The sequence below is a fragment of the Pseudomonas sp. HMWF021 genome (assembly GCF_003061005.1).
GTDB lineage: Bacteria > Pseudomonadota > Gammaproteobacteria > Pseudomonadales > Pseudomonadaceae > Aquipseudomonas.
On sequence record NZ_QAIK01000180.1, the window covers coordinates 87644 to 106756 of the forward strand.

The following is a 19113-nucleotide window of genomic DNA, read 5'->3' on the forward strand; positions in this document are numbered from 1 at the left end:
AGCGGCAGGTGATCCTGAAACAACAGGATCGCGAACAGCAGCAGGAAACCGGCAAGGTTGAACGCCAGCAACGCCAGCGTGTACTTCTGCCAGCTCTGTTCAGCCTGCGGATCGACCCCGGCAATCCGATAGCAACCACGCTCGACCGGGCCGAGAACCGGCGTCAGCCAGGTGCGCTGACCTTCCATCACCTTGTAGTAAAAACGCCCGAGGAACGGCGCCGGCAGCAAGACCACCGCAAAAAACGCGAGGATCAGCCAATAGTCATAACTGTGCATAGCCGCTCCTAGTTCCGGTCCGCGCGCAACAGCGCAACCAACAGATAAATGAACAGCCCGGCTGCCAACAGCAGGGACACCCCGTCCAGAACGCTCATGGAAGATCTCCGTGTTACGGCGTATTGCCGCGTGTGGAGGCATTGTCGGAAAGGAGGCTGTAAAGGAACGAGAGCGAGGGGTGCTGAGAGGCATAAAGAAAGCGTAAAGAGTGGGTTTATGCTGGCGTTACAGCGGGGTTTTGCGCTGTATGGGCGGGCCTCTTCGCGGGCAAGCCCGCTCCCACAGGGGTAAGCGTTGTTTGGACGAGCGCATATCAAAATGTGGGAGCGGACTTGCTCGCGAAGACGGCATAACTACCAACATCGCACTCAACTGGCGCACAAAAAGCCGCAATCCCACTGCGAACATCCTCGATACGACAGCTTTCACCGCATTACGACCTGACTCACAGCAATGGCACGCCCACTGCACGCACCCTCCCCCGAGCTTTCCAAACCGTTCAGGGAGCATGCGTATGAACACACAACTCAAACCCACGCTGGGCACTTTGCACCTGTGGGGCATCGCCGTCGGGCTGGTGATTTCCGGCGAGTATTTCGGCTGGAGCTACGGCTGGGGCGTGGCCGGTACGTTGGGTTTTCTGGTGACCTCGTTCATGGTCGCGACCATGTACACCTGCTTCATCTTCAGCTTCACCGAACTGACCACGGCGATTCCCCATGCCGGCGGGCCGTTCGCCTACAGTCGCCGGGCGTTCGGTGAAAAAGGCGGGCTGATCGCCGGGCTGGCGACGCTGATCGAATTCGTCTTCGCACCGCCGGCGATTGCGTTGGCGATTGGTGCTTATCTGAATGTGCAGTTTCCGGCCCTCGATCCGAAACACGCGGCGGTCGGTGCCTACATCGTGTTCATGACCCTGAACATCCTCGGTGTGAAACTGGCGGCGACGTTCGAGCTGATCGTCTGCGTGCTGGCGGTGATCGAATTGCTGGTGTTCATGGGCGTGGTCGCCCCGGCGTTCAGCTTCAGCAGTTTTGCGTTGAATGGCTGGGCCGGCTCAGATGTGTTCGGGCCTCCAGCGATTGCCGGGATGTTCGCCGCGATTCCGTTTGCGATCTGGTTTTTCCTCGCCATCGAAGGCGCAGCGATGGCCGCCGAAGAAGCCAAGGATCCCAAGCGCACGATCCCCAAGGCCTACATCAGCGGCATACTGACCCTGGTGTTGCTGGCGATGGGCGTGATGTTCTTCGCCGGCGGTGTCGGCGATTGGCGCACGCTGGCGAACATCAACGACCCGTTGCCGCAGGCGATGAAAACCGTGGTCGGCGACAACTCCGGCTGGCTGCACATGCTGGTATGGATCGGCCTGTTCGGCCTGGTGGCAAGTTTCCACGGGATCATCCTAGGTTACTCGCGGCAGTTCTTCGCCCTCGCCCGCGCCGGTTACCTGCCGGCCTCGCTGGCGAAACTCTCGCGCTTCCAGACCCCGCACCGGGCGATCATCGCCGGCGGCGTGATCGGCATCGCCGCGATCTACAGCGACGGTCTGATCAACCTTGGCGGCATGACCCTGACTGCCGCGATGATCACCATGGCAGTGTTCGGCGCCATCGTGATGTACATCATGAGCATGCTCAGTCTGTTCAAACTGCGTAAAGCCGAGCCGAATCTGGAGCGGACTTTCCGTGCGCCGTGCTATCCGCTGATTCCGTTGATCGCGCTGGTGCTGGCGGTGGTGTGCCTGGTGGCGATGGCCTGGTTCAACGCATTGATCGGGCTGATCTTCCTCGGTTTCATGGCGGTCGGTTTCGGCTACTTCCTGCTGACCGGCCAGTTACGCGCCGATGCGCCGGCCGATGCAATGCTGACAGGGCGATAACACATACCTCCTGTAGGAGCTGACGAGTGAAACGAGGCTGCGATCCTTTGACGTTTAAAAATCAAAAGATCGCAGCCTCGTTTCACTCGACAGCTCCTACAGGGAATTAAGGTGCACCGGGGATATCGGGCCTAGAATGGAACCACTGCGAATTCAATTCGCTCAAAGTGGTATGCAGCGTCGCTGGCGAAACCCTTGCCCGTCGAGCTGCCTTTAAGGAGAGCCGTTATGCCTTGGTATGCCTGGTTGATTCTGGTCGTTGCAATCGGCTCGATCGTTGGCGGATTGATGATGTTGCGCGATACCGCCAACAAGGTCGAACTGACCGATGAAGAGCGCAAACGTGTTGCACAGCGCAATGCTGAAGCGGACGCGAAGGAAGCGCAGGATCGCTGAACAAAAACCCCGCCTGATTCGGCGGGGTTTGCTTTTCAGGACTTTGGACTTATCCGCAGACTTTTTAGAAGTAGAAGTACAGTCACCATTTAATTTTCCTTGGTTAAGATGGTGGTCTTGTTGCGGAGAGTTCCACATGCGTTACTCGCAGAACCATAAAGCCCAGACCCATCAACGCATCATCAAGGAAGCTTCGGCACGATTTCGCAAGGACGGTATCGGTGCCACGGGGCTGCAACCATTGATGAAGGCGCTGGGGCTGACCCATGGCGGCTTTTATTCGCACTTCAAGTCCAAGGACGAACTCGTCGAAAAAGCCTTGCAGGAGGCTGGTGATCAGGTCGATGGCTTGTGCGCTGAAATCTTTGCCCAGGAAAACCCGCTGCAAGTGTTCATCGACACTTATCTTTCCGAATGGCACCAGACCTCGCCGCACGAAGGCTGTCCGTTGTTGACCATTTCTTCGGAACTGGGCCTGCGCGGGCAACCGAGCCCGACCAGCGATGCCGTACTCAATGCCAGACTGGCTCAAATCGAAGGCACCCTGAGCACCGACGACAGAGCCGACCAGGCCATTGTCATCATGTCGACGCTGGTGGGCGCCCTGTTGTTGTCGCGCAGCGTCGCCGATGCCGAGTTTGCCCAGCGCATCCTCGACGTCACCCGTGAGCACCTCAAGCGATCGCAGGATTAACCCTGCCAGCGCTTGAACAGCACACTGGCATTAACTCCGCCAAATCCGAAGCCGTTGGACAACGCATATTCGATCGGCATCGAACGCGCGTTGCGATGAACGATATCCACCCCTTCGCTTGCAGGATCGGGATTGTCGAAGTTGAGCGTCGGCGGCACCACCTGATCGCGAATCGCCAACAGCGTAAAGATCGCCTCCAGCCCACCGGCAGCGCCAAGCAAATGCCCTGTCGCTGACTTGGTGGAAGTGACGGCAATGTTGTTTTGCTGGCCAAACACACTTTTTATCGCAGCCAACTCACCCAGGTCGCCAACCGGAGTCGAAGTGGCGTGTGCATTGAGATGCTGCACCTGATCCGGTGCGACACCCGCCTGAGCCAACGCCAACTGCATCGCCCGTCGTGCACCACTGCCATCCTCCGGCCCGGCGGTGAGGTGATACGCATCAGCGGTAGTGCCGTAACCGACCAGTTCAGCCAAAGGCTGCGCACCGCGGGCCAGCGCATGCTCCAGAGACTCGATGACCAGCAGACCGGCGCCCTCGCCCATCACGAAACCATCGCGACCGCTGTCGAACGGGCGCGAAGCGCGCTCGGGGGTATCGTTGTAACCGCTGGACAATGCGCGCGCTGCGGCAAACCCGGCCAGACTGACCCGATCGATACAGGCTTCCGCCCCGCCACAAACCGCGATGTCCACCTCACCGGCACGAATCATCCGTGCTGCATCGCCAATCGCCTGGACCCCGGCGGCGCAGGCGGTTACCGGTGCGCCGAGCGGGCCTTTCAAGGCGTGCTGGATTGATACATGCCCAGCGGCCAGATTGACCAGAAACGATGGGATGGTGAACGGCGACAAACGACGCGGGCCACGACTGTCCGTGGTGCGTACGGCGTCGGCGATTGCGCCGAAACCACCGACACCGGAGCCGATGATCGTCGCGGTGCGCTCCTGGGCCTTTGCATCCGAAGGATGCCATCCCGCCTGAAACAACGCCTGGCGCGCCGCTTCCATGGCGAACAGGATGAAGCGGTCCATCTTCTTCTGTTCCTTGGGTGGCGTGGCAAGGTCCGGATCGAAACCGGCCTCGGTGTCCTCCGCCGCCGTTGGCACCATCCCGGCGACCCGGGTCGGCAGATCAGCGCTCACCGCGTCCGATAAATTGCGCAGGCCAGAGCGTCCGGCAAGCAGGCGCTGCCAGACAACCTCGACGTTACTGCCCAAGGGAGAAACCAGGCCCATACCGGTAACAACAATTCGACGCTGACTCATACCACCATTACCTCTGATCAATTCTTGTAACGTTGGGCCGCCGAGCTGCGCGACAGATTCGGTGCCATGACATGTCGTGCACGGACAAAGGCCTGCCATTCGCCTTCATCAGGCAGCGACGGGATAGTGATCAGCTCCCCCTGATCCAGACCGGCCAGCGCTGCATCAACCATCTCGCCGGCCTCCATCACCATCTCCGCCGGAATGCCGCTGGCATCAATGCCCGAGCGTTCCCAGATTTCGGTGCGGGTGACGCCGGGGAGTACCGCTTGCACCTTCACGCCGGTGCCCTCGAGCTCCGTATTCAGTGATTGGGTAAGGCTCAACACATAAGCCTTGCTGGCACTGTAGGTGGCATTGAAACGCTCAGGAAACAATGCGACCACCGAGGCAATGTTGATGATCGTTCCCCGACCGGACCTGGCAAAACTCGCAGCGGCAGCCGATGCCAAGCGAGTGACAGTGGTGATATTGAGCTGAATCAGACGCTCAAGTTGCTCCATATCGGCGTTGGCCAATAACCCATCGGTTGCCACGCCGGCGTTATTCACCAGCAAGCTGATGCTGGAGTCGCTGCGCAGGCGCTGTTCGACCTTGAGTACGTCATCCTTTTGGGTGAGATCCGCCTTGAGCACTTCAATCTTTACACCATACGCCGTTCGCAGCTTACTGGCGGCAGTCTCCAGCCGTTGCTGATCGCGTGCGACAAACAGCAAGTCGTAACCGCGCGAGGCCAAGCGCTCGGCGTAGATCGCACCGATGCCGGAAGAAGCACCGGTGATAAGGGCAGTACCCTGAGACTGGACAGCGTTCATAAACGTACTCCGGAGGACATTGATGAGAGCCTGCACTGGACGCGCATGGGCATGTGATTTTTATTATAGGCATAATTCAAGCGGAATATGATAGCTGTAATTTTCCATTGGTCGGGCGGCCATCACCAACCGCCCCACGCTGCCGATAACCCAAGCGACATGCATCGAGTACTCATGACGCCGAAAGCAAGAGCCCCCGGGAAATGCCGGGGGCTCCATGGAACGGAACAGACTGAATTCCTGATTAAATAACTATATCCAGAGCCAGTTAAATTCGTTGAATCCATTGGCCAAGATAGACATCAGACAATAGTCCCTGCGGCCATGCACTCTTGCCGTTTTACCGCAAATACTAGAAAATCAAAAAAGTTTTACTCGATGTTTAATTTCCACCAGCAGGCAAATCGATGCAAAGAACGCCCGCTATTGACTTCTTGAGCGTACAGTGTGGTCCCCGTCAAAACCGATATTGAATCCCCGCACGAACTGGTCGAAGTAAAAGCGCTTGTTAATAGCCTTTGGAACCAAAGGGCCATTATCCTGTTATTTACCGCACTGACCGTTACGGCCGCCGTTACCTATGCCATTTGGGCAACACCTGAATACGAAGTCGATACCAGCATTCGACCCGTAGCCCTGTCCGATCTGGATGAACTCAATGAGTCGGGACTGTATAAGCTCCTGCCAAAGGATGCGTTGACCCGAGTTGGCTCCGCCATACAGTCATACGATGTCCGACTAAAATTTTTCAAAGCAAATCCACAGTACCTGGCGCCCTTACAAGCCCCGGGTGTCAGTCTGGAAGAAACCTTCGAAAAATTTAACGAGAAAGCGTTTTCCCTGGAGCGCGTCGATCCGAAGAAAAGTACAAGTCTCACTGAAACCATTCACCTCAGTCTCAGGTATCCACAAGGTATCGATGGGGTAAACATCGTTAATGATTTCACTGCCTTCGTCATCAACAGTGAGAAAGACAAGATTGCTTCCAGCTTCAAGACGCTGGTGGCTAACCGTATTGCTCAAGTAGATAAGAAACTGCAGTCAAAGAAATCGGAATATGAAGCACAGAAAGATTCCAAAATTGCTCAGCTTCTTGAAAAAGACCAACTAAAGAAACAAGTTCTTCAAGACGAACTCAAGGCATTGCGTCAAGAGTTGCAAAGTCGGAGACAAAATCGAATCAAAGAACTTGACGAGGCTATTGCTATCGCCAAAAAGCTGGGGATTGTCAAACCGACAACGCCTTCGGCCTTGGGAGATGAGAATCAGGCTCGTCAAGGCAGTATGATTCGTACAGAAGTGAACAACCAAAAAATACCTCTGTACTTCTTTGGACAGTCGGCACTGGAAGCCGAGCGCGCCACACTTGAAACTCGTCGCTCCGATGATTTCACCGAGCCGCGCATTGATGAAATTCAGAAAGAACTCAGCCTCCTTGCAACCAACCGTGAGGCGGCACTGCTCAAACAGCGCGACAACCCGGAGCTGTTTTTGAAAGACTTTGCAGACATTCGCGGTGAATTGGCGCACCTGGATCAATTGAATGTCGACTTCGACAGGTTTGATCTGGCTCGAGTTGACAAAGAGGCGACGCCCCCCGACTCGCCTGTAAAGCCGAAGAAAGCGCTCATCGTAGGGTTCGGCCTGATACTGGGATTGATGCTGGGCATCGGCGTCGCCATTTTGCGAAGCGCACTGTTTTCAATCAGGACCTATCGGCGTTGATATCGTCTGTTGCGCCAGCTTTGGCGCAGCAACCGTGATGCCCGCGTTGCTGGCAGGGTTGGCCTCTCAGGCTGACACCGCCAGCGACGCGAACCTTTCGTTTCACCTTCCGACAACCAGGTAATGGCCATTTAACATCTCGGCGAAATACCTGTAGAATCGCGCAAATTTTGGCCACCAACAAAGTCCACGGAGGGACATATACGGAATGGCCACCAAACCGTAGCGGAGTTCAAGTTGACCAATTATTTTGCCTTAATCGCCGATATCATCCGGCAAGAATCTGCTGCGACCGGGCAACTACTTCAAGATACTGCTCGTGAACTTCTGGCTAACAATACGACCCACAGTGATGGTGAATGGTGGGCTCTGCATGGTAATGACGCCTTTTACACAGCTGAACAGATTTATAAAACTGTCATCGGTGATCCAACCGCTGAAAGAGCACAACTGCTTTGCGGCAACATGGTCAATGTGTTTGCAGGCGTATGCGCGGAACTTGGTTTGCAAAAGCGTAGTGTCTGGACATATTCAGACAGCCAGGGTTTCTTTCAAGGTCATACTTATCTTGAAATCTTCAATACAACGACGAACAAGTGGGAAATTCAGGACGCCGATTACAATGTCTATTACACCGACATCCGCACCGGCGAACGTATTGGTGTAGCCGAAATGATGAGCGCGGGCGATGTGGAATACTTTATTCCTCATAACGCGAAAGTCAGCGGCTGGGCGGAAACCGGCGCCGATGCCCTGCGCCAGGCAAATCTCTACGCCGCGCAAATAGTAACCTCCGAAAACAAGCTGTACGTCAGCAATAACAGTTTGACCGACACCTTGCTGGGCAGCATTTCCAATTCGCTGAACGGCGTATATGAATATTCGGTCGAAAACGCTACCACTAATCCTGATGTCTTCCACTTTACGGATCGTGATGCAGTTATTTCAAATGGACGGGCGACGATAATCGGCACCGCTGTAGAGGACTTTATTTCCTACGACGGCAATACCAGCCAGCCAATTCTCGCGACACTTGTCGGCGGCGCTGGGGACGATACACTCGCTCTGCGTCTTTCTGCGGGCCAACTATATGGCAATGAAGGCAACGATATTCTGATTGGCGGTCAATACACTGACCTGCTGGTGGGCGGAACAGGTGATGACTATTTGTCCGGCGGCGGCGGTGCCGACCAGTACGCGTTTTCCAAGGGCGATGGATTTAACGATATCGTCAACAGCTTCGGAGTAGGCGACGATCAACTGCTGTTCCTTGGTGTCAGCGGAACAGGCGGTTCCGGTCGTACGCAGATTTCCGAACAAGAGTTCAACTACAGAATCGACCAGACGCTGACCTCCGATGGCGTGTACTTGCGATATGACACCGACGGTGATGCTCGCTTTGACGGTGGCATGCTGATTCAGGGCCGAACTTCGCTACTGACGGCTAAAGACGCTACTTTTGTGTTCAATCAGGATCCCCTTCAAGGGTTCAATACAACGGCGGTGGCCGGCAATGTCGGCTCCGGGTATGCCGAAAAAATCACCGGCACCAGTTCAGCCGACAACATTATTTACACCGGTACACTCGGTGCAGAACTGTCCGGCAGCGTTAACGGCCTCAACAGTGGCAATGACCTTATCCAATCGCACTCGGATGCCAGTTGCTCGCTGTACGGTCACGATGGCGATGACGTTCTGGTCGGTGGGGGCGGCAACGACTTTATCGTAGGCGGAACGGGCAATGATCTGTTGATTGGCGGTAAGGGGCAGGACATCTTTGTTTTCACCGCCGGCTCAGGTTCGGACACCATCCGGGACTTCAAATCGGGTGAAGACACCCTATACATCTACGGGTGGACGACGGATAAGGTGATAATCCAGACACTGCAGGCCAACGGGTTGTACGTGACGTTCGACACCGCTGGGGACGGCGCCCATGGCGGCAATATTACACTGCTCGGCCAGACCACCCTGCTGAGCGGCTCCGACCTTTACTTTGCCTGAACCTCATGAAAAAAAAGACCGATCATTGATCGGTCTTTTTTTCATTTACTTATTCAATTTACATCGAGCTTGTCGCGGTTGCGCTCCAGTATCGCCTTGCCGATTCCCTTTACCTCCAGTAACTCATCAACGGCGGCAAACGTTCCGTTACTTTCACGATAGGCAACAATCGCTTTCGCCTTGGCCTCCCCTACTCCGGCCAACTCTCGTTGCAGCGTAGCCGCATCAGCACTATTGAGATCAACCTTACGTACCTCGGCCTTGTTGTCGATCTCCGTCGCCAGTGGGCCGATGATTGTGCTCGACGTCGGCTCTGGCGCGGCTATAGCCGCGATAGAGGCACTGGTGAGAAATGCAAAAACCAGAGAATGGAAATAGCTTGTACGCATTGGTGAAGCTCCATGACATCGTTTGAGAAAGCAGCTTTTCCTAAGCTGCTCTTCAAACTTAGGCCATCTCATGGAACTGTCAAAAAAGCCTTCGTTACAGGATATGAAACAATCAAGGTTCCTGGCGGCGCTGCTGATAGATCCAGTCGACAATTTCTCCATCAGGGGTGTAGCCGCTGACGGTGTCACGCAGCAATTGGCGAACACGCGCATAGTCATCCTGATCCACGGCATTGAGCAACTCGGTCAGCTTGGTCTTCAGCAGATCCCAGGGTAGGTGGTCTTCATTGGCGCACATGATCATTGGATGCTGAGTGGCAGACACGTTGTCACCAATCAACAATTCCTCATAAAGCTTTTCACCTGGCCGCAACCCCGTGAACTCGATAGAGATGTCGCCGTGCAGGTTTTTTTCCGAGCGAACACTCAAGCCCGACAGGTGGATCATTTTCTCGGCCAGTTCAACGATTTTTACCGGCTCGCCCATGTCCAGAACAAATACATCGCCACCCAGCCCCATGGAGCCTGCCTGGATGACCAACTGAGCAGCTTCCGGGATGGTCATGAAGTAACGGGTAATCTTCGGATGCGTGACGGTCAGCGGGCCACCCGATTTGATCTGCTTGTGGAACAGCGGAATGACCGAACCCGACGAGCCCAGAACGTTACCGAAGCGCACCATGGTGAATCGGGTCTTGTTGACTCGGGAAACGTTCATCGAGTCGCCGAACAGTACCGGTGCCAATTCCCGGCTGAGAGCCTGCAACGTCAACTCGGCAAGACGCTTGGTGCTGCCCATGACATTGGTCGGGCGCACAGCCTTGTCCGTCGAGATCAATACAAAGTTGGCCACGCCTGCCTGCAGTGCTGCCTGAGCCGTATTGAGTGTGCCGATCACATTGTTCATGACCCCTTCGGCAATATTATGCTCAACCATCGGCACGTGCTTATAAGCTGCCGCGTGATAAACAGTATCAACATGCCAGGACTTCATGACATCAAGCAACTTGGCCTGGTTACGCACCGAACCAAGGATTGGCAGGAGACGAATGGACAGCGACTCACGAGCAATTCGTTGCTCAAGTTCCGACTGGATGCTGTAAAGATTGAACTCGCTGTGCTCGAACAGCAAAAGAGTCTTCGGCCGCAGTATCAGAATCTGCCGGCAAAGCTCCGAACCGATCGATCCACCGGCTCCCGTAACCAGCACCGACTGGCCCGTAATGCAATGCTCGAGCAGATCTGGCTGGGCCGGAACAGCATCCCGACCAAGCAGGTCGGCAATGTCTACTTCCTGAATATCATCGACCTTGACCCGACCACTGGCCAAGTCCATGAAGCCCGGGACACTGCGTACGTGAAGCGGAAAGCCTTCGAGAAAACCGAGAATTTCGCGACGGCGACCACGATTGGACGAGGGGATGGCCAATAGGATTTCCTGGGCCCCGGTGTTATCGATCATCTGCTGGATGTGCTTGGGCTTATAGACCTGCAAGCCGGAAATGACCCTGTCGGCAATGCCGCTATCGTCGTCGATAAAGGCCACCGGACGCATGACGCGCCCCATCCTCAGAGCAGCGACAAGTTGATTACCGGCTGCGCCCGCCCCATATATAGCCACGCGCGGCAAACCATCATCCCGGCTGGTAAACGGAACATGCTGGGCAGCACTGAACCAGTCACCAAGAAAATACTGACGCATGGCCAAGCGTAATCCGCCGATCATTATCAGGCTCAGCCACCAATAGTTGAAGATGATCGAGCGAGGAACAACGTTCTGATGATTACTGTACCAATACACCACGACACCCAGAATCAGCGATGACAGCGTCACCGCCTTGATAATGGCAATCAGTGCATCGTTACCAAAGTAGCGCATGACCGCGCGATACATGCCGAAGCGGATGAATAGGGGAATGGCCACGGCGGGCGCGCTGACAAAAAGCCAGAGATGCTGAGTGAGGGGATTGACCATCTCGTCCAGCCCCAGACGCACGACGAACGCCATCCAAAGGGCCAGCCAGACCAACAAGATATCAGTAAGTACCTGCAGAAAACGCTTCTGTCGCCTTGGCAGACTTAACAACATTGCCCGAATCTTATCCATAACCCCTCTAACCACCTCTCGAAGCTCCTAGCGTTTATAAAGCAACTGCAGATTTCAGTCTCTCACTTGCGGACGAAGCAATACTCACCAGCCACAGCACCTCAGCAGGCATTTTCCACTTTTTCCAACTCACCTGCGTGAAACTTCAACGCCAGCAACACCAGTGGCACATACGCCAGCAGCAATCCAGTCAAGCCATCGAGATATTGCATCACAACCAATATAGCGACAGGGACCAACCACAACAAATTGATGGCCGCGATTGCCAGCGTGACTACACGATGGCTGCGGAACTTTCGCGATGCATATTGATATCCGTGACTGCGATGAGCTTCATACACCTTGTCTCCCCGCAACAGCCGGCGCGCTAGCGTAAAAGTGGCATCCACGACAAATACACCCAGCAAAATAAGCCAGGCCCAGAGAAAAGCCTGATCTGTCCAGGCCGCGTAAAGAGACAACACAGCCAGCACGATGCCCAGAAAACCACTCCCGGCATCCCCCATGAAAATCTTCGCGGGAGGGAAATTCCAGGCAAGAAAACCGACAACCGCCATCGTCAGCAGAAGCGGCGCTGCCGCGAGACTGTCGTGACCCGCAATCCAGTAGACCAGACAGGCACCCAGGCAGGCACAGATCGCCTCTACGCTCGCCAACCCATCGATGCCATCCATGAAATTGTAGAGGTTAAGCATCCAGACCAGGTACAAAGCCCCAATAACGTAGCCGAACCCGCCCAAGTTGACCGAGTAGCCAAACATATTGATCGGCGCCATTCCGCCTATCCAGAAGAGAGCCCAGAAGGCGCCGGCGAAATGCGCGAGCAAGCGCCAGCGCGCAGCAATATGACCATGGTCGTCGAGAAAACCAATGACCGCGATCCAGCTTCCGGCCCCCAGCAGCGCCACGACAATCTGCCATGCAATGTCGTCCGCCCACATAAGGACTGGCAGTGCGATCAGAAAACTCAAGACAATCGCAACGCCGCCCCCTCGAGGAGTCGGAACCGAATGCGAACTTCGTGCATTTGGCACGTCGATCAAACTCCGTGCCAAGGCGTATTTACGCAGCGCGCCGGTGGTCAAAAAAGAACCGCCAACCACTAAAGCCAACAACCATATTGTGTTCAAAGTTCCACTTCCTGAAACAGCCAAATCAATCATGCAATTGAATCAGCGCTGTCATTAGCCAGCTTTACGCTGCTTTTCCTTATAAAACCTGGCGGCCGACAAAAGCGCCTCGTCGACACTCACCGGGGGCGTCCAGCCCAGCAACTGTCGAGTTTTATCTATATCGACCTGCAATGAACCACACAGCCGTTGTGACAAGGCCTGCTTGCCGAGAAGCTGTGCCCCTCGCTCAAGCAAAACACTTGGCACAGGCAACAGACGGGCTGGCTTGTCGAGTGCGCGCGCCATCCGGACCAACAGTTGAGTGGTGGACAGATCCTCGCCATCACTGACGAGGAAAGTCTGGTTGGCGGCAGCCGGGTGCCGAATGCACGTCATGATCAGGTCGGCCAGATTATCCAGTGCAACCAGGCTGCGCCGATTATCAATCGAACCGAATGGCAACGGGATGCCCTTATCCAGCCAGCGCATCATGTTCAGGAAGTTGGCTCTTACCCCCGGTCCGTAAACGAGTACGGGTCGGATGATTACCACCTCCATTCCAGACTCACCTGCAATCGCCCGCAGACCTTGTTCGGCTTCCATTTTCGAAATGCCGTACGGATCTGCCGGCGCCGGTTCGGCGTCGGCCAGATAGGGTTTTCCAGGCAACGTGCCTTCACCATTCACCTTGATCGAACTGATGAAGATGAAACGGCTAATACCCTGACGGGCAGCCTGCCGCGCGAGGTTCAAGGTGCCTTCGACATTGACCTTGCGGAAAGCTTCCAGCGGGTCGGATTCCGTGTCATTCATGACATGGACCCGCGCCGCGCTGTGAATGACCACCTTCACCTGATCCAGCGCCTGCGACCAATCGGTAGCTGCATCCAGCCCGGCGACCTTAATGGTGTTAACACGCTGCGGGGCATCGGGCAAAGCGTGCCCGCGAATGGCTGCCACCGGATCAAGGTCGGCAGAGGCGCTCAATCGCCCCAACACTGCACGACCCACAAAACCGGTAGCGCCTGTCAACAAAACACGCATTTTCGAACCTCGATGCCGCTCAGGATTTCGACCAGACTGTACGATTGATGTAGTCGGTGTAACTCAATACAACCCGAACTACCTGCTTGGAAACCGGTCCGGCCTGATAGTCCCGCACAACGGGAATGACGCGCTGCGTGCGGTCATGCTGACTGGTCACCACACGCACGGCATCCAGGACGCCGTCCACTTTCAGGCCACTCATGATCAGCGTGCCTTCATCCATCCCTTCAGGACGCTCGTGCGCATTACGAATCGTAATGGCAGGCAGGTTCAGCAACGACGCTTCTTCAGTGATCGTGCCGCTGTCGGAAAGCACGCAGAACGCGGACATCTGCAACTTGATGTAGTCGAGCAGACCGAAGGGCTTGGAAAAACGAATCAAAGGGTGTTCGAGCGATTCGCCGATCGCTTCCAGACGCTTGCGCGTACGCGGATGCGTGGAAACGATGATTGGATATTGGTACTTTTCAGCCAGTGCGCGCAATGTTGCCAGCAAGTCGCGCAGGTTTTCCGGCGTATCGACGTTCTCTTCACGGTGAGCGCTGACAATGAAAAACTTGTCCTGCTCCAGACCTTCACGGACCAATACGTCAGAAGTAAGGATCTTCGGCATGTAATAGTCGAGAACCTCCTCCATGTGCGAGCCGGTCTTGATGATGGTTTCAGGACGAATACCCTCGGCGATCAGATAACGCCGTGCGTGTTCGGTCAGCACCATGTTGATATCGCTCAAGTGATCCAGCACCTTGCGATTCAACTCTTCCGGAACACGCTGGTCGAAGCAGCGGTTGCCGGCTTCCATATGGAATACCGGAATTTTGCGACGCTTGGCGGCGATGACCGCCAGACAGGTGTTGGTATCCCCGTAGAGCAAAAGCGCATCAGGTTTCTCAGCCTCAAATACCTCATCGGCCTTCGAAATAACTTCGGCAATGGTCTTGGCAGCAGTATCACCCGCGGCACCGAGGAAGTAATCCGGCTTGCGGATTTCGAGATCATCGAAGAAAACCTGATTCAATTCGAAATCGTAGTTTTGCCCGGAATGAACCAGAACATGATTGACCTGCTTATCAAGTTCAGCAATCACGCGGCTCATCTTGATGAGTTCTGGTCGCGTTCCGACCAGCGTCATGACCTTAAGCATCAAGCTTCTCCTGAATGTATTCCAGATTCAAAAGAACCTTTTTCACGCCTTCTACATCCAGGCGCTCAGTGTTATGCGAGGTGTAATCGTCCAGATCGGAAATCTCCTGCTCGCCTTCAACAAAGAACTTTTTGTAGTTCAGGTCGCGGTTGTCCGATGGAATGCGATAGTAGCGGCCCATGTCTTCGGCCTTGGCCATTTCTTCACGAGAAATCAGCGATTCGTAAAGTTTTTCACCGTGACGGGTACCAATAACCTTGACGGCGTTGTCGCGAGCGAACAGCTCCTTGAGTGCCTGCGCCAGGTCTTCGACAGTTGATGCCGGCGCTTTTTGAACGAAGATATCACCCTGCTCTGCGTGCTCGAATGCATGCAGTACCAGATCAACGGAGTCTTCAAGCGACATGAGGAAACGCGTCATGTTCGGGTCGGTGACCGTCAACGGCTCACCATTTTGCAGTTGGTTGATGAACAGCGGAATTACCGAGCCGCGCGAAGCCATAACGTTGCCGTAACGGGTTGCGCAGATCACTGGACCATCGGCCGGAATCATCCGGGATTTCGCAACCATCAGCTTTTCGGCCATAGCCTTGGAAATGCCCATGGCATTGATCGGATAGACCGCCTTGTCAGTGCTCAGCACGACAACACGCTTCACGCCCGAAGCGATAGCAGCATTGAGTACGTTTTCAGTACCCATCACGTTGGTACGTACCGCTTCCATCGGGTAGAACTCGCAGGAAGGAACCTGCTTCAGTGCTGCTGCGTGGAAAATATAATCCACGCCAACCATCGCTTGAGTCAGGCTGTCGCGATCGCGCACGTCCCCGATGTAAAATTTCACTTTGTCGTTAGACAATGCGATACGCATGTCTTCCTGCTTCTTTTCATCGCGGCTGAATACGCGAATTTCTTTTACATCAGTATCGAGAAAACGCCTCAGTACCGTGTGGCCAAACGAGCCCGTGCCGCCGGTGATCATCAAAACTTTATTATCGAACATAAATACCTTTCCAAACTTGATTGAATTTAATGATCAACGCAGCGCGTGCATCGATTTGACCAATTCCAACCATGAAGGTGGAACATAACCGGTGGCGGCCTGAAATTTTGATGAGTTCAGCGAGCGGTCAATAGCCACGTTGCTATCAGCAACAATATCGATTTCTTTTTTGTAGACTTCAGCGATCAGCTTAAGTAATGAAAGCTTGTCAATGGGCGCTACCGACACATGATAAAGGCCACGCAGCTCGGGATTCGGAATCACGTAGTCGCGAATCACCCGCGCCAATTCAACGGTAGGCAGTCCCGAAAATATCGCTTTCTCGTAACCTTTTACCGAGCCGCTCTGAGACAAGAACCAGTCGACCAGGGAAAACTGGCTGCCCAGTTCGTGACCAATGATGGAAGTCCGAAGCGTGACCGCGTTCGGCTCTGCGTGCAGTTCGCCAATATACTTCGACTTGCCGTAGAGGTCTTCCGCATCGGAAATATCCTCTTCAGTGTACAAGCCCTTGCGACCGGAAAATACACAGTCTGTACTGATGTGAATGAACCGCGCATTGGCCAGCGCGCACAACTTGGCAATCCGATGCGGCAACATGGCATTGATGGGCAGCGCAAACAGCGGGTCTTTGGCATCGGCAAGTTGTTTGATCAACCCGACGCAGTTGATGACAACATCCGGCTTGACCCGCGCCATCACCGAAACCAGTGAGTCCTGGTCAAGTACGTCAACGTTGCTGATCAACGAGCTGTGGGTGTCTTCAGGAAAGTGTTTTACGCCGTTGGGATTGCGCAAAGTGCCCCACACTTCCAGGTGCGGGTTTCCATGGAATTGCCTGAACACCGTGCTACCCAGCATTCCGGTGACCCCTAACACAAGAACCTTCATTTCGACCTTCCTTTCAATTCATTGATCCTGCTACTGAGGATTTCGATCAGACGCTGGCTTTGCCGCTCCATTTCGAAATGCTCCAGGTAGTACGCTCGTCCTGACTGTCCCAACTGTTCACGCTGATCAGCAGTCATGCGAAAAAGTTGCTCAATGCTGTTCGCCATACCTTCGGCGTCCTGCGCTGGGCACGTCAGGCCTGCGCCCGCTTCCTGTATGACACGAGCCCCCTCGCCATCCAGCGCCGCGACAATCGGTCGCCCCGCCGCCAGGTACGCCTGAACTTTACTGGGGATGGTATAGGAGAACGCCTTATCCTGCTTCAACGTCACCAACAATCCGGCGGCCCGGCGGAAAAAATGTGTCATTTCACTTACAGGAAAGCGGCCGGCGAGGATGAGGTTGTCCAAAGCTCGGGACTGCTTCTGATCTTCGATCCAGCCCGACATACTGCCACTGCCGACCAGTACGATTCTCAGCCCGGACAAATGACGCAGTTTGTCTGCCACCTCCACTAGCGTTTCAACCGATTGCGCAGTACCCAGGTTACCTGCAAAAACCAGGCAGAAATGGTTATCGAGTTCTGCCAGCAAGGGCGCAGGAATCAATGTTTCCTCGGTACTCGGTGCTACATCCGGGAAGGAATTGGGGTAGTAAACCACCTTGTCGCGATGGGCATATCGGGCAACCGGATCGCGAAAGGCTCGTGACTGAACGAGCAGTGTGTCAACACACGCGTAAATGCCCTTTACCATCCAGCCAACGGCACCAAGCACGACCTTGTTCTTGATGAATCCTGTGGCGCTCAAGCTTTCCGGCCACAAATCCTGAACCCATACCGCCAGGTGACTCTTGAGTTTCCACTTCAGATAAATAGCAGGAATTACCGACGTAATCGGAGAAGGTGCAAACACGAAAATCGCGTCATAATTTTCGCCCTTCACGGCACGCGGGTAGAACTTCAGTCCGTTGATAATGAAAGACAAATAATTGAGCAGCAGATTTTTTGCACCCGACGTCCCGCGCGGCCTAAGTGGCGCACGACAAACACTGACCGACGATTCGTAGCGTTCTTCCTGATATCCCGAAGCGCTGTATCCATTGAATACCACGCCATCCGGATAGTTAGGCTTACCGGTGAGAACTTTTACCGTATGCCCTTGAGAGGACAGGCTCTTTACCAGGTCATTGATAATGAAGGACTCTGGCCAGAAATATTGTGACAACACGAGAATTTTCATTAATCAAGCACCTGTCCTTGAGCGCTCGGCCAATGCCAACAACTCAAACCATGTTTTCTTTGAGGTGTTTTCCCAGTCGAACTTGTCACTCTGCACAATCGCTGCCGCGGACAGCTTCTTCAAGAGATCCGGGTTGGTTAATGCTTCACCCAGAACATTGTTAATATCCGTTGCATCAAATGGCGAGAAGTAAAGTGCCGCGTCCGCGCCAAACTCAGGCATCGGCATGACATTCGAGCAAACCATAGGTCGGCCGGAAGCCAACGCCTCAAGAAGAATATTCGGACAGTTTTCGCAAGACGAGGCGAACAGATTCAGATAGGCGTGATGATACAGCGGGGGAAGGCTCTGGTAGGGAATCGCCCCCAGAATCAACACCTGTTTCTCCAGGCCCAAGGTAGAAATCAGCGACTTGACACGCTCTGCTTCTGGCAGATTTGTCTCACCCACGAGGATCAGCGGAAACTGTTCGCGAAGTGCTTGAGGTAGCATTCCGTAAGCACTGACCACCTCATAGTGATGCTTGTAAACATCAAATCTGGACACATATAAAATATAGGGTCCATCGGGCAGAAAGCTTGGCCGAACTGGATGAGAGGAACTGGTTCTAAATACGGAGCCGATCCCGTGAGGAATGGTGATTGGGTTCCTGATTTGAGTCAACGACTCAATGACGCTGCGCGCATAGTTGGAAATGAAGATCGTCAAATCAGCTTCCGACATGCTTTTCAGCATAATGCGATTCAACAACCAGTTTCTCAGACGCTGCAACCCGAACGGAATGCTTTTACGCACGCGTAAATCGAACGGAATCATGTTTCGAAACATCGTTGCCACTTTGCAACCCGCCGGTGCGCGAGTACCTACGACCCCACCCGGGCAAAACAGAACGTCCGCCTTCTCCGCCTTCAGGATGCCTGGCAGTACCCATTTTTCCCAGAGCGCTCTGACCAGCGGATTTTCCGTTGGCCATGCAGGTTCGGCTCTGCGAATACGCGGATGATCCGGCAACTTGAGTGATGCCGGAGCGAAAACGAGAATTTCCAGTTCATCGTTGTCAGGAACGAACTGGAACAGATTGATCAGATAAGTTTGCCCCCCGCCAAGCCGAGCAGAG

At 54.5% G+C, this 19113-nt stretch carries 18 protein-coding genes; 5 read left to right on the forward strand and 13 right to left on the reverse strand.

Translation table 11 applies throughout. The annotated features are described in order from the left end of the window. Together DBR18_RS30030 and kdpF are read right to left on the reverse strand one after the other, a co-directional pair. The coding region (locus DBR18_RS30030; RefSeq protein WP_256588992.1) for a potassium-transporting ATPase subunit KdpA at nt 1-278 on the reverse strand (278 nt) is incomplete at its 3' end. Nucleotides 279-286: 8 nt separating this feature from the next. Further along, nucleotides 287-376, reverse strand: a complete 90-nt coding sequence (gene kdpF / locus DBR18_RS26135) for a K(+)-transporting ATPase subunit F (protein ID WP_007963673.1) — start codon at nt 374-376, stop codon at nt 287-289. 416 nt (nt 377-792) lie between these two features. On the opposite strand from kdpF, the gene eat reads away from it, so the two are divergent. From eat to DBR18_RS26150, 3 genes are all read left to right on the forward strand, one after another. Continuing rightward, nucleotides 793-2157 carry an ethanolamine permease gene (gene eat, locus DBR18_RS26140; RefSeq protein WP_108592476.1) on the forward strand — a complete coding sequence of 455 codons (1365 nt, stop codon included), beginning with the start codon at nt 793-795 and terminating at the stop codon, nt 2155-2157. Between the two features lie 228 nt (nt 2158-2385). Beyond that, nucleotides 2386-2553, forward strand: coding sequence for a DUF2897 family protein (locus tag DBR18_RS26145; RefSeq protein WP_100847753.1), 168 nt, complete (start codon nt 2386-2388; stop codon nt 2551-2553). Nucleotides 2554-2689: 136 nt separating this feature from the next. After that, nucleotides 2690-3247: a TetR/AcrR family transcriptional regulator gene (locus tag DBR18_RS26150; RefSeq protein WP_108592477.1), complete on the forward strand. Its 558-nt coding sequence runs from the start codon at nt 2690-2692 to the stop codon at nt 3245-3247. Here the strand turns inward: DBR18_RS26150 and fabF are convergent. Both fabF and DBR18_RS26160 read right to left on the reverse strand, forming a co-directional pair. Further along, the gene (gene fabF / locus DBR18_RS26155; protein WP_108592478.1) at nt 3244-4518 is read right to left on the reverse strand and encodes a beta-ketoacyl-ACP synthase II; all 1275 of its coding nucleotides are present in this window, start codon (nt 4516-4518) and stop codon (nt 3244-3246) included. The genes DBR18_RS26150 and fabF overlap by 4 nt on opposite strands. Before the next feature lie 17 nt (nt 4519-4535). Then, entirely contained in the window at nt 4536-5333 is a 798-nt protein-coding gene (locus tag DBR18_RS26160; protein ID WP_108592479.1) for an SDR family oxidoreductase, read from the reverse strand. 447 nt (nt 5334-5780) lie between these two features. On the opposite strand from DBR18_RS26160, the gene DBR18_RS26165 reads away from it, so the two are divergent. Together DBR18_RS26165 and DBR18_RS26170 are read left to right on the forward strand one after the other, a co-directional pair. After that, nucleotides 5781-7058: a Wzz/FepE/Etk N-terminal domain-containing protein gene (locus DBR18_RS26165; protein WP_108592480.1), complete on the forward strand. Its 1278-nt coding sequence runs from the start codon at nt 5781-5783 to the stop codon at nt 7056-7058. A 237-nt stretch (nt 7059-7295) separates the two neighbouring features. Further along, a complete protein-coding gene (locus DBR18_RS26170; protein WP_108592481.1) occupies nt 7296-9062 on the forward strand; it encodes a calcium-binding protein in 1767 nt (588 codons plus the stop codon). 53 nt (nt 9063-9115) lie between these two features. On the opposite strand, the gene DBR18_RS26175 is transcribed toward DBR18_RS26170, so the two are convergent. From DBR18_RS26175 to DBR18_RS26215, 9 genes are all read right to left on the reverse strand, one after another. After that, entirely contained in the window at nt 9116-9451 is a 336-nt protein-coding gene (locus DBR18_RS26175; protein WP_108592482.1) for a ComEA family DNA-binding protein, read from the reverse strand. A 112-nt stretch (nt 9452-9563) separates the two neighbouring features. Then, a complete protein-coding gene (locus DBR18_RS26180; RefSeq protein WP_108592483.1) occupies nt 9564-11558 on the reverse strand; it encodes a nucleoside-diphosphate sugar epimerase/dehydratase in 1995 nt (664 codons plus the stop codon). Nucleotides 11559-11659: 101 nt separating this feature from the next. Next, nucleotides 11660-12721, reverse strand: coding sequence for a glycosyltransferase family 4 protein (locus tag DBR18_RS26185; RefSeq protein ID WP_108592484.1), 1062 nt, complete (start codon nt 12719-12721; stop codon nt 11660-11662). Nucleotides 12722-12742: 21 nt separating this feature from the next. Further along, nucleotides 12743-13714 carry an SDR family oxidoreductase gene (locus DBR18_RS26190; protein ID WP_108592485.1) on the reverse strand — a complete coding sequence of 324 codons (972 nt, stop codon included), beginning with the start codon at nt 13712-13714 and terminating at the stop codon, nt 12743-12745. A 19-nt stretch (nt 13715-13733) separates the two neighbouring features. Continuing rightward, the gene (gene wecB, locus DBR18_RS26195) at nt 13734-14861 is read right to left on the reverse strand and encodes a non-hydrolyzing UDP-N-acetylglucosamine 2-epimerase (protein WP_108592486.1); all 1128 of its coding nucleotides are present in this window, start codon (nt 14859-14861) and stop codon (nt 13734-13736) included. Further along, on the reverse strand, nt 14854-15864 hold the full coding sequence (locus DBR18_RS26200; protein ID WP_108592487.1) for a nucleoside-diphosphate sugar epimerase/dehydratase: 1011 nt from the start codon (nt 15862-15864) through the stop codon (nt 14854-14856). Before DBR18_RS26200 ends, wecB begins: the two co-directional genes overlap by 8 nt. A 33-nt stretch (nt 15865-15897) precedes the next feature. Beyond that, on the reverse strand, nt 15898-16755 hold the full coding sequence (locus tag DBR18_RS26205; RefSeq protein ID WP_108592488.1) for an SDR family oxidoreductase: 858 nt from the start codon (nt 16753-16755) through the stop codon (nt 15898-15900). Next, complete coding sequence (locus DBR18_RS26210) at nt 16752-17996, reverse strand: glycosyltransferase family 4 protein (protein ID WP_108592489.1); 1245 nt, start codon at nt 17994-17996, stop codon at nt 16752-16754. Before DBR18_RS26210 ends, DBR18_RS26205 begins: the two co-directional genes overlap by 4 nt. A 3-nt stretch (nt 17997-17999) precedes the next feature. After that, nucleotides 18000-19113 (reverse strand): glycosyltransferase family 1 protein (locus DBR18_RS26215; protein WP_218277873.1); only part of this gene is annotated, 1114 nt, incomplete at its 5' end.

Excerpts from the sequence above, each read along its gene's own strand:
- kdpF (WP_007963673.1), bottom strand. The coding sequence starts at position 376 with ATGAGCGTTCTGGACGGGGTGTCCCTGCTGTTGGCAGCCGGGCTGTTC.
- eat (WP_108592476.1), top strand. The coding sequence starts at position 793 with ATGAACACACAACTCAAACCCACGCTGGGCACTTTGCACCTGTGGGGC.
- DBR18_RS26145 (WP_100847753.1), top strand. The coding sequence starts at position 2,386 with ATGCCTTGGTATGCCTGGTTGATTCTGGTCGTTGCAATCGGCTCGATC.
- DBR18_RS26150 (WP_108592477.1), top strand. The coding sequence starts at position 2,690 with ATGCGTTACTCGCAGAACCATAAAGCCCAGACCCATCAACGCATCATC.
- fabF (WP_108592478.1), bottom strand. The coding sequence starts at position 4,518 with ATGAGTCAGCGTCGAATTGTTGTTACCGGTATGGGCCTGGTTTCTCCC.
- DBR18_RS26160 (WP_108592479.1), bottom strand. The coding sequence starts at position 5,333 with ATGAACGCTGTCCAGTCTCAGGGTACTGCCCTTATCACCGGTGCTTCT.
- DBR18_RS26175 (WP_108592482.1), bottom strand. The coding sequence starts at position 9,451 with ATGCGTACAAGCTATTTCCATTCTCTGGTTTTTGCATTTCTCACCAGT.
- DBR18_RS26180 (WP_108592483.1), bottom strand. The coding sequence starts at position 11,558 with ATGGATAAGATTCGGGCAATGTTGTTAAGTCTGCCAAGGCGACAGAAG.
- DBR18_RS26185 (WP_108592484.1), bottom strand. The coding sequence starts at position 12,721 with ATGATTGATTTGGCTGTTTCAGGAAGTGGAACTTTGAACACAATATGG.
- DBR18_RS26190 (WP_108592485.1), bottom strand. The coding sequence starts at position 13,714 with ATGCGTGTTTTGTTGACAGGCGCTACCGGTTTTGTGGGTCGTGCAGTG.
- wecB (WP_108592486.1), bottom strand. The coding sequence starts at position 14,861 with ATGCTTAAGGTCATGACGCTGGTCGGAACGCGACCAGAACTCATCAAG.
- DBR18_RS26200 (WP_108592487.1), bottom strand. The coding sequence starts at position 15,864 with ATGTTCGATAATAAAGTTTTGATGATCACCGGCGGCACGGGCTCGTTT.
- DBR18_RS26205 (WP_108592488.1), bottom strand. The coding sequence starts at position 16,755 with ATGAAGGTTCTTGTGTTAGGGGTCACCGGAATGCTGGGTAGCACGGTG.
- DBR18_RS26210 (WP_108592489.1), bottom strand. The coding sequence starts at position 17,996 with ATGAAAATTCTCGTGTTGTCACAATATTTCTGGCCAGAGTCCTTCATT.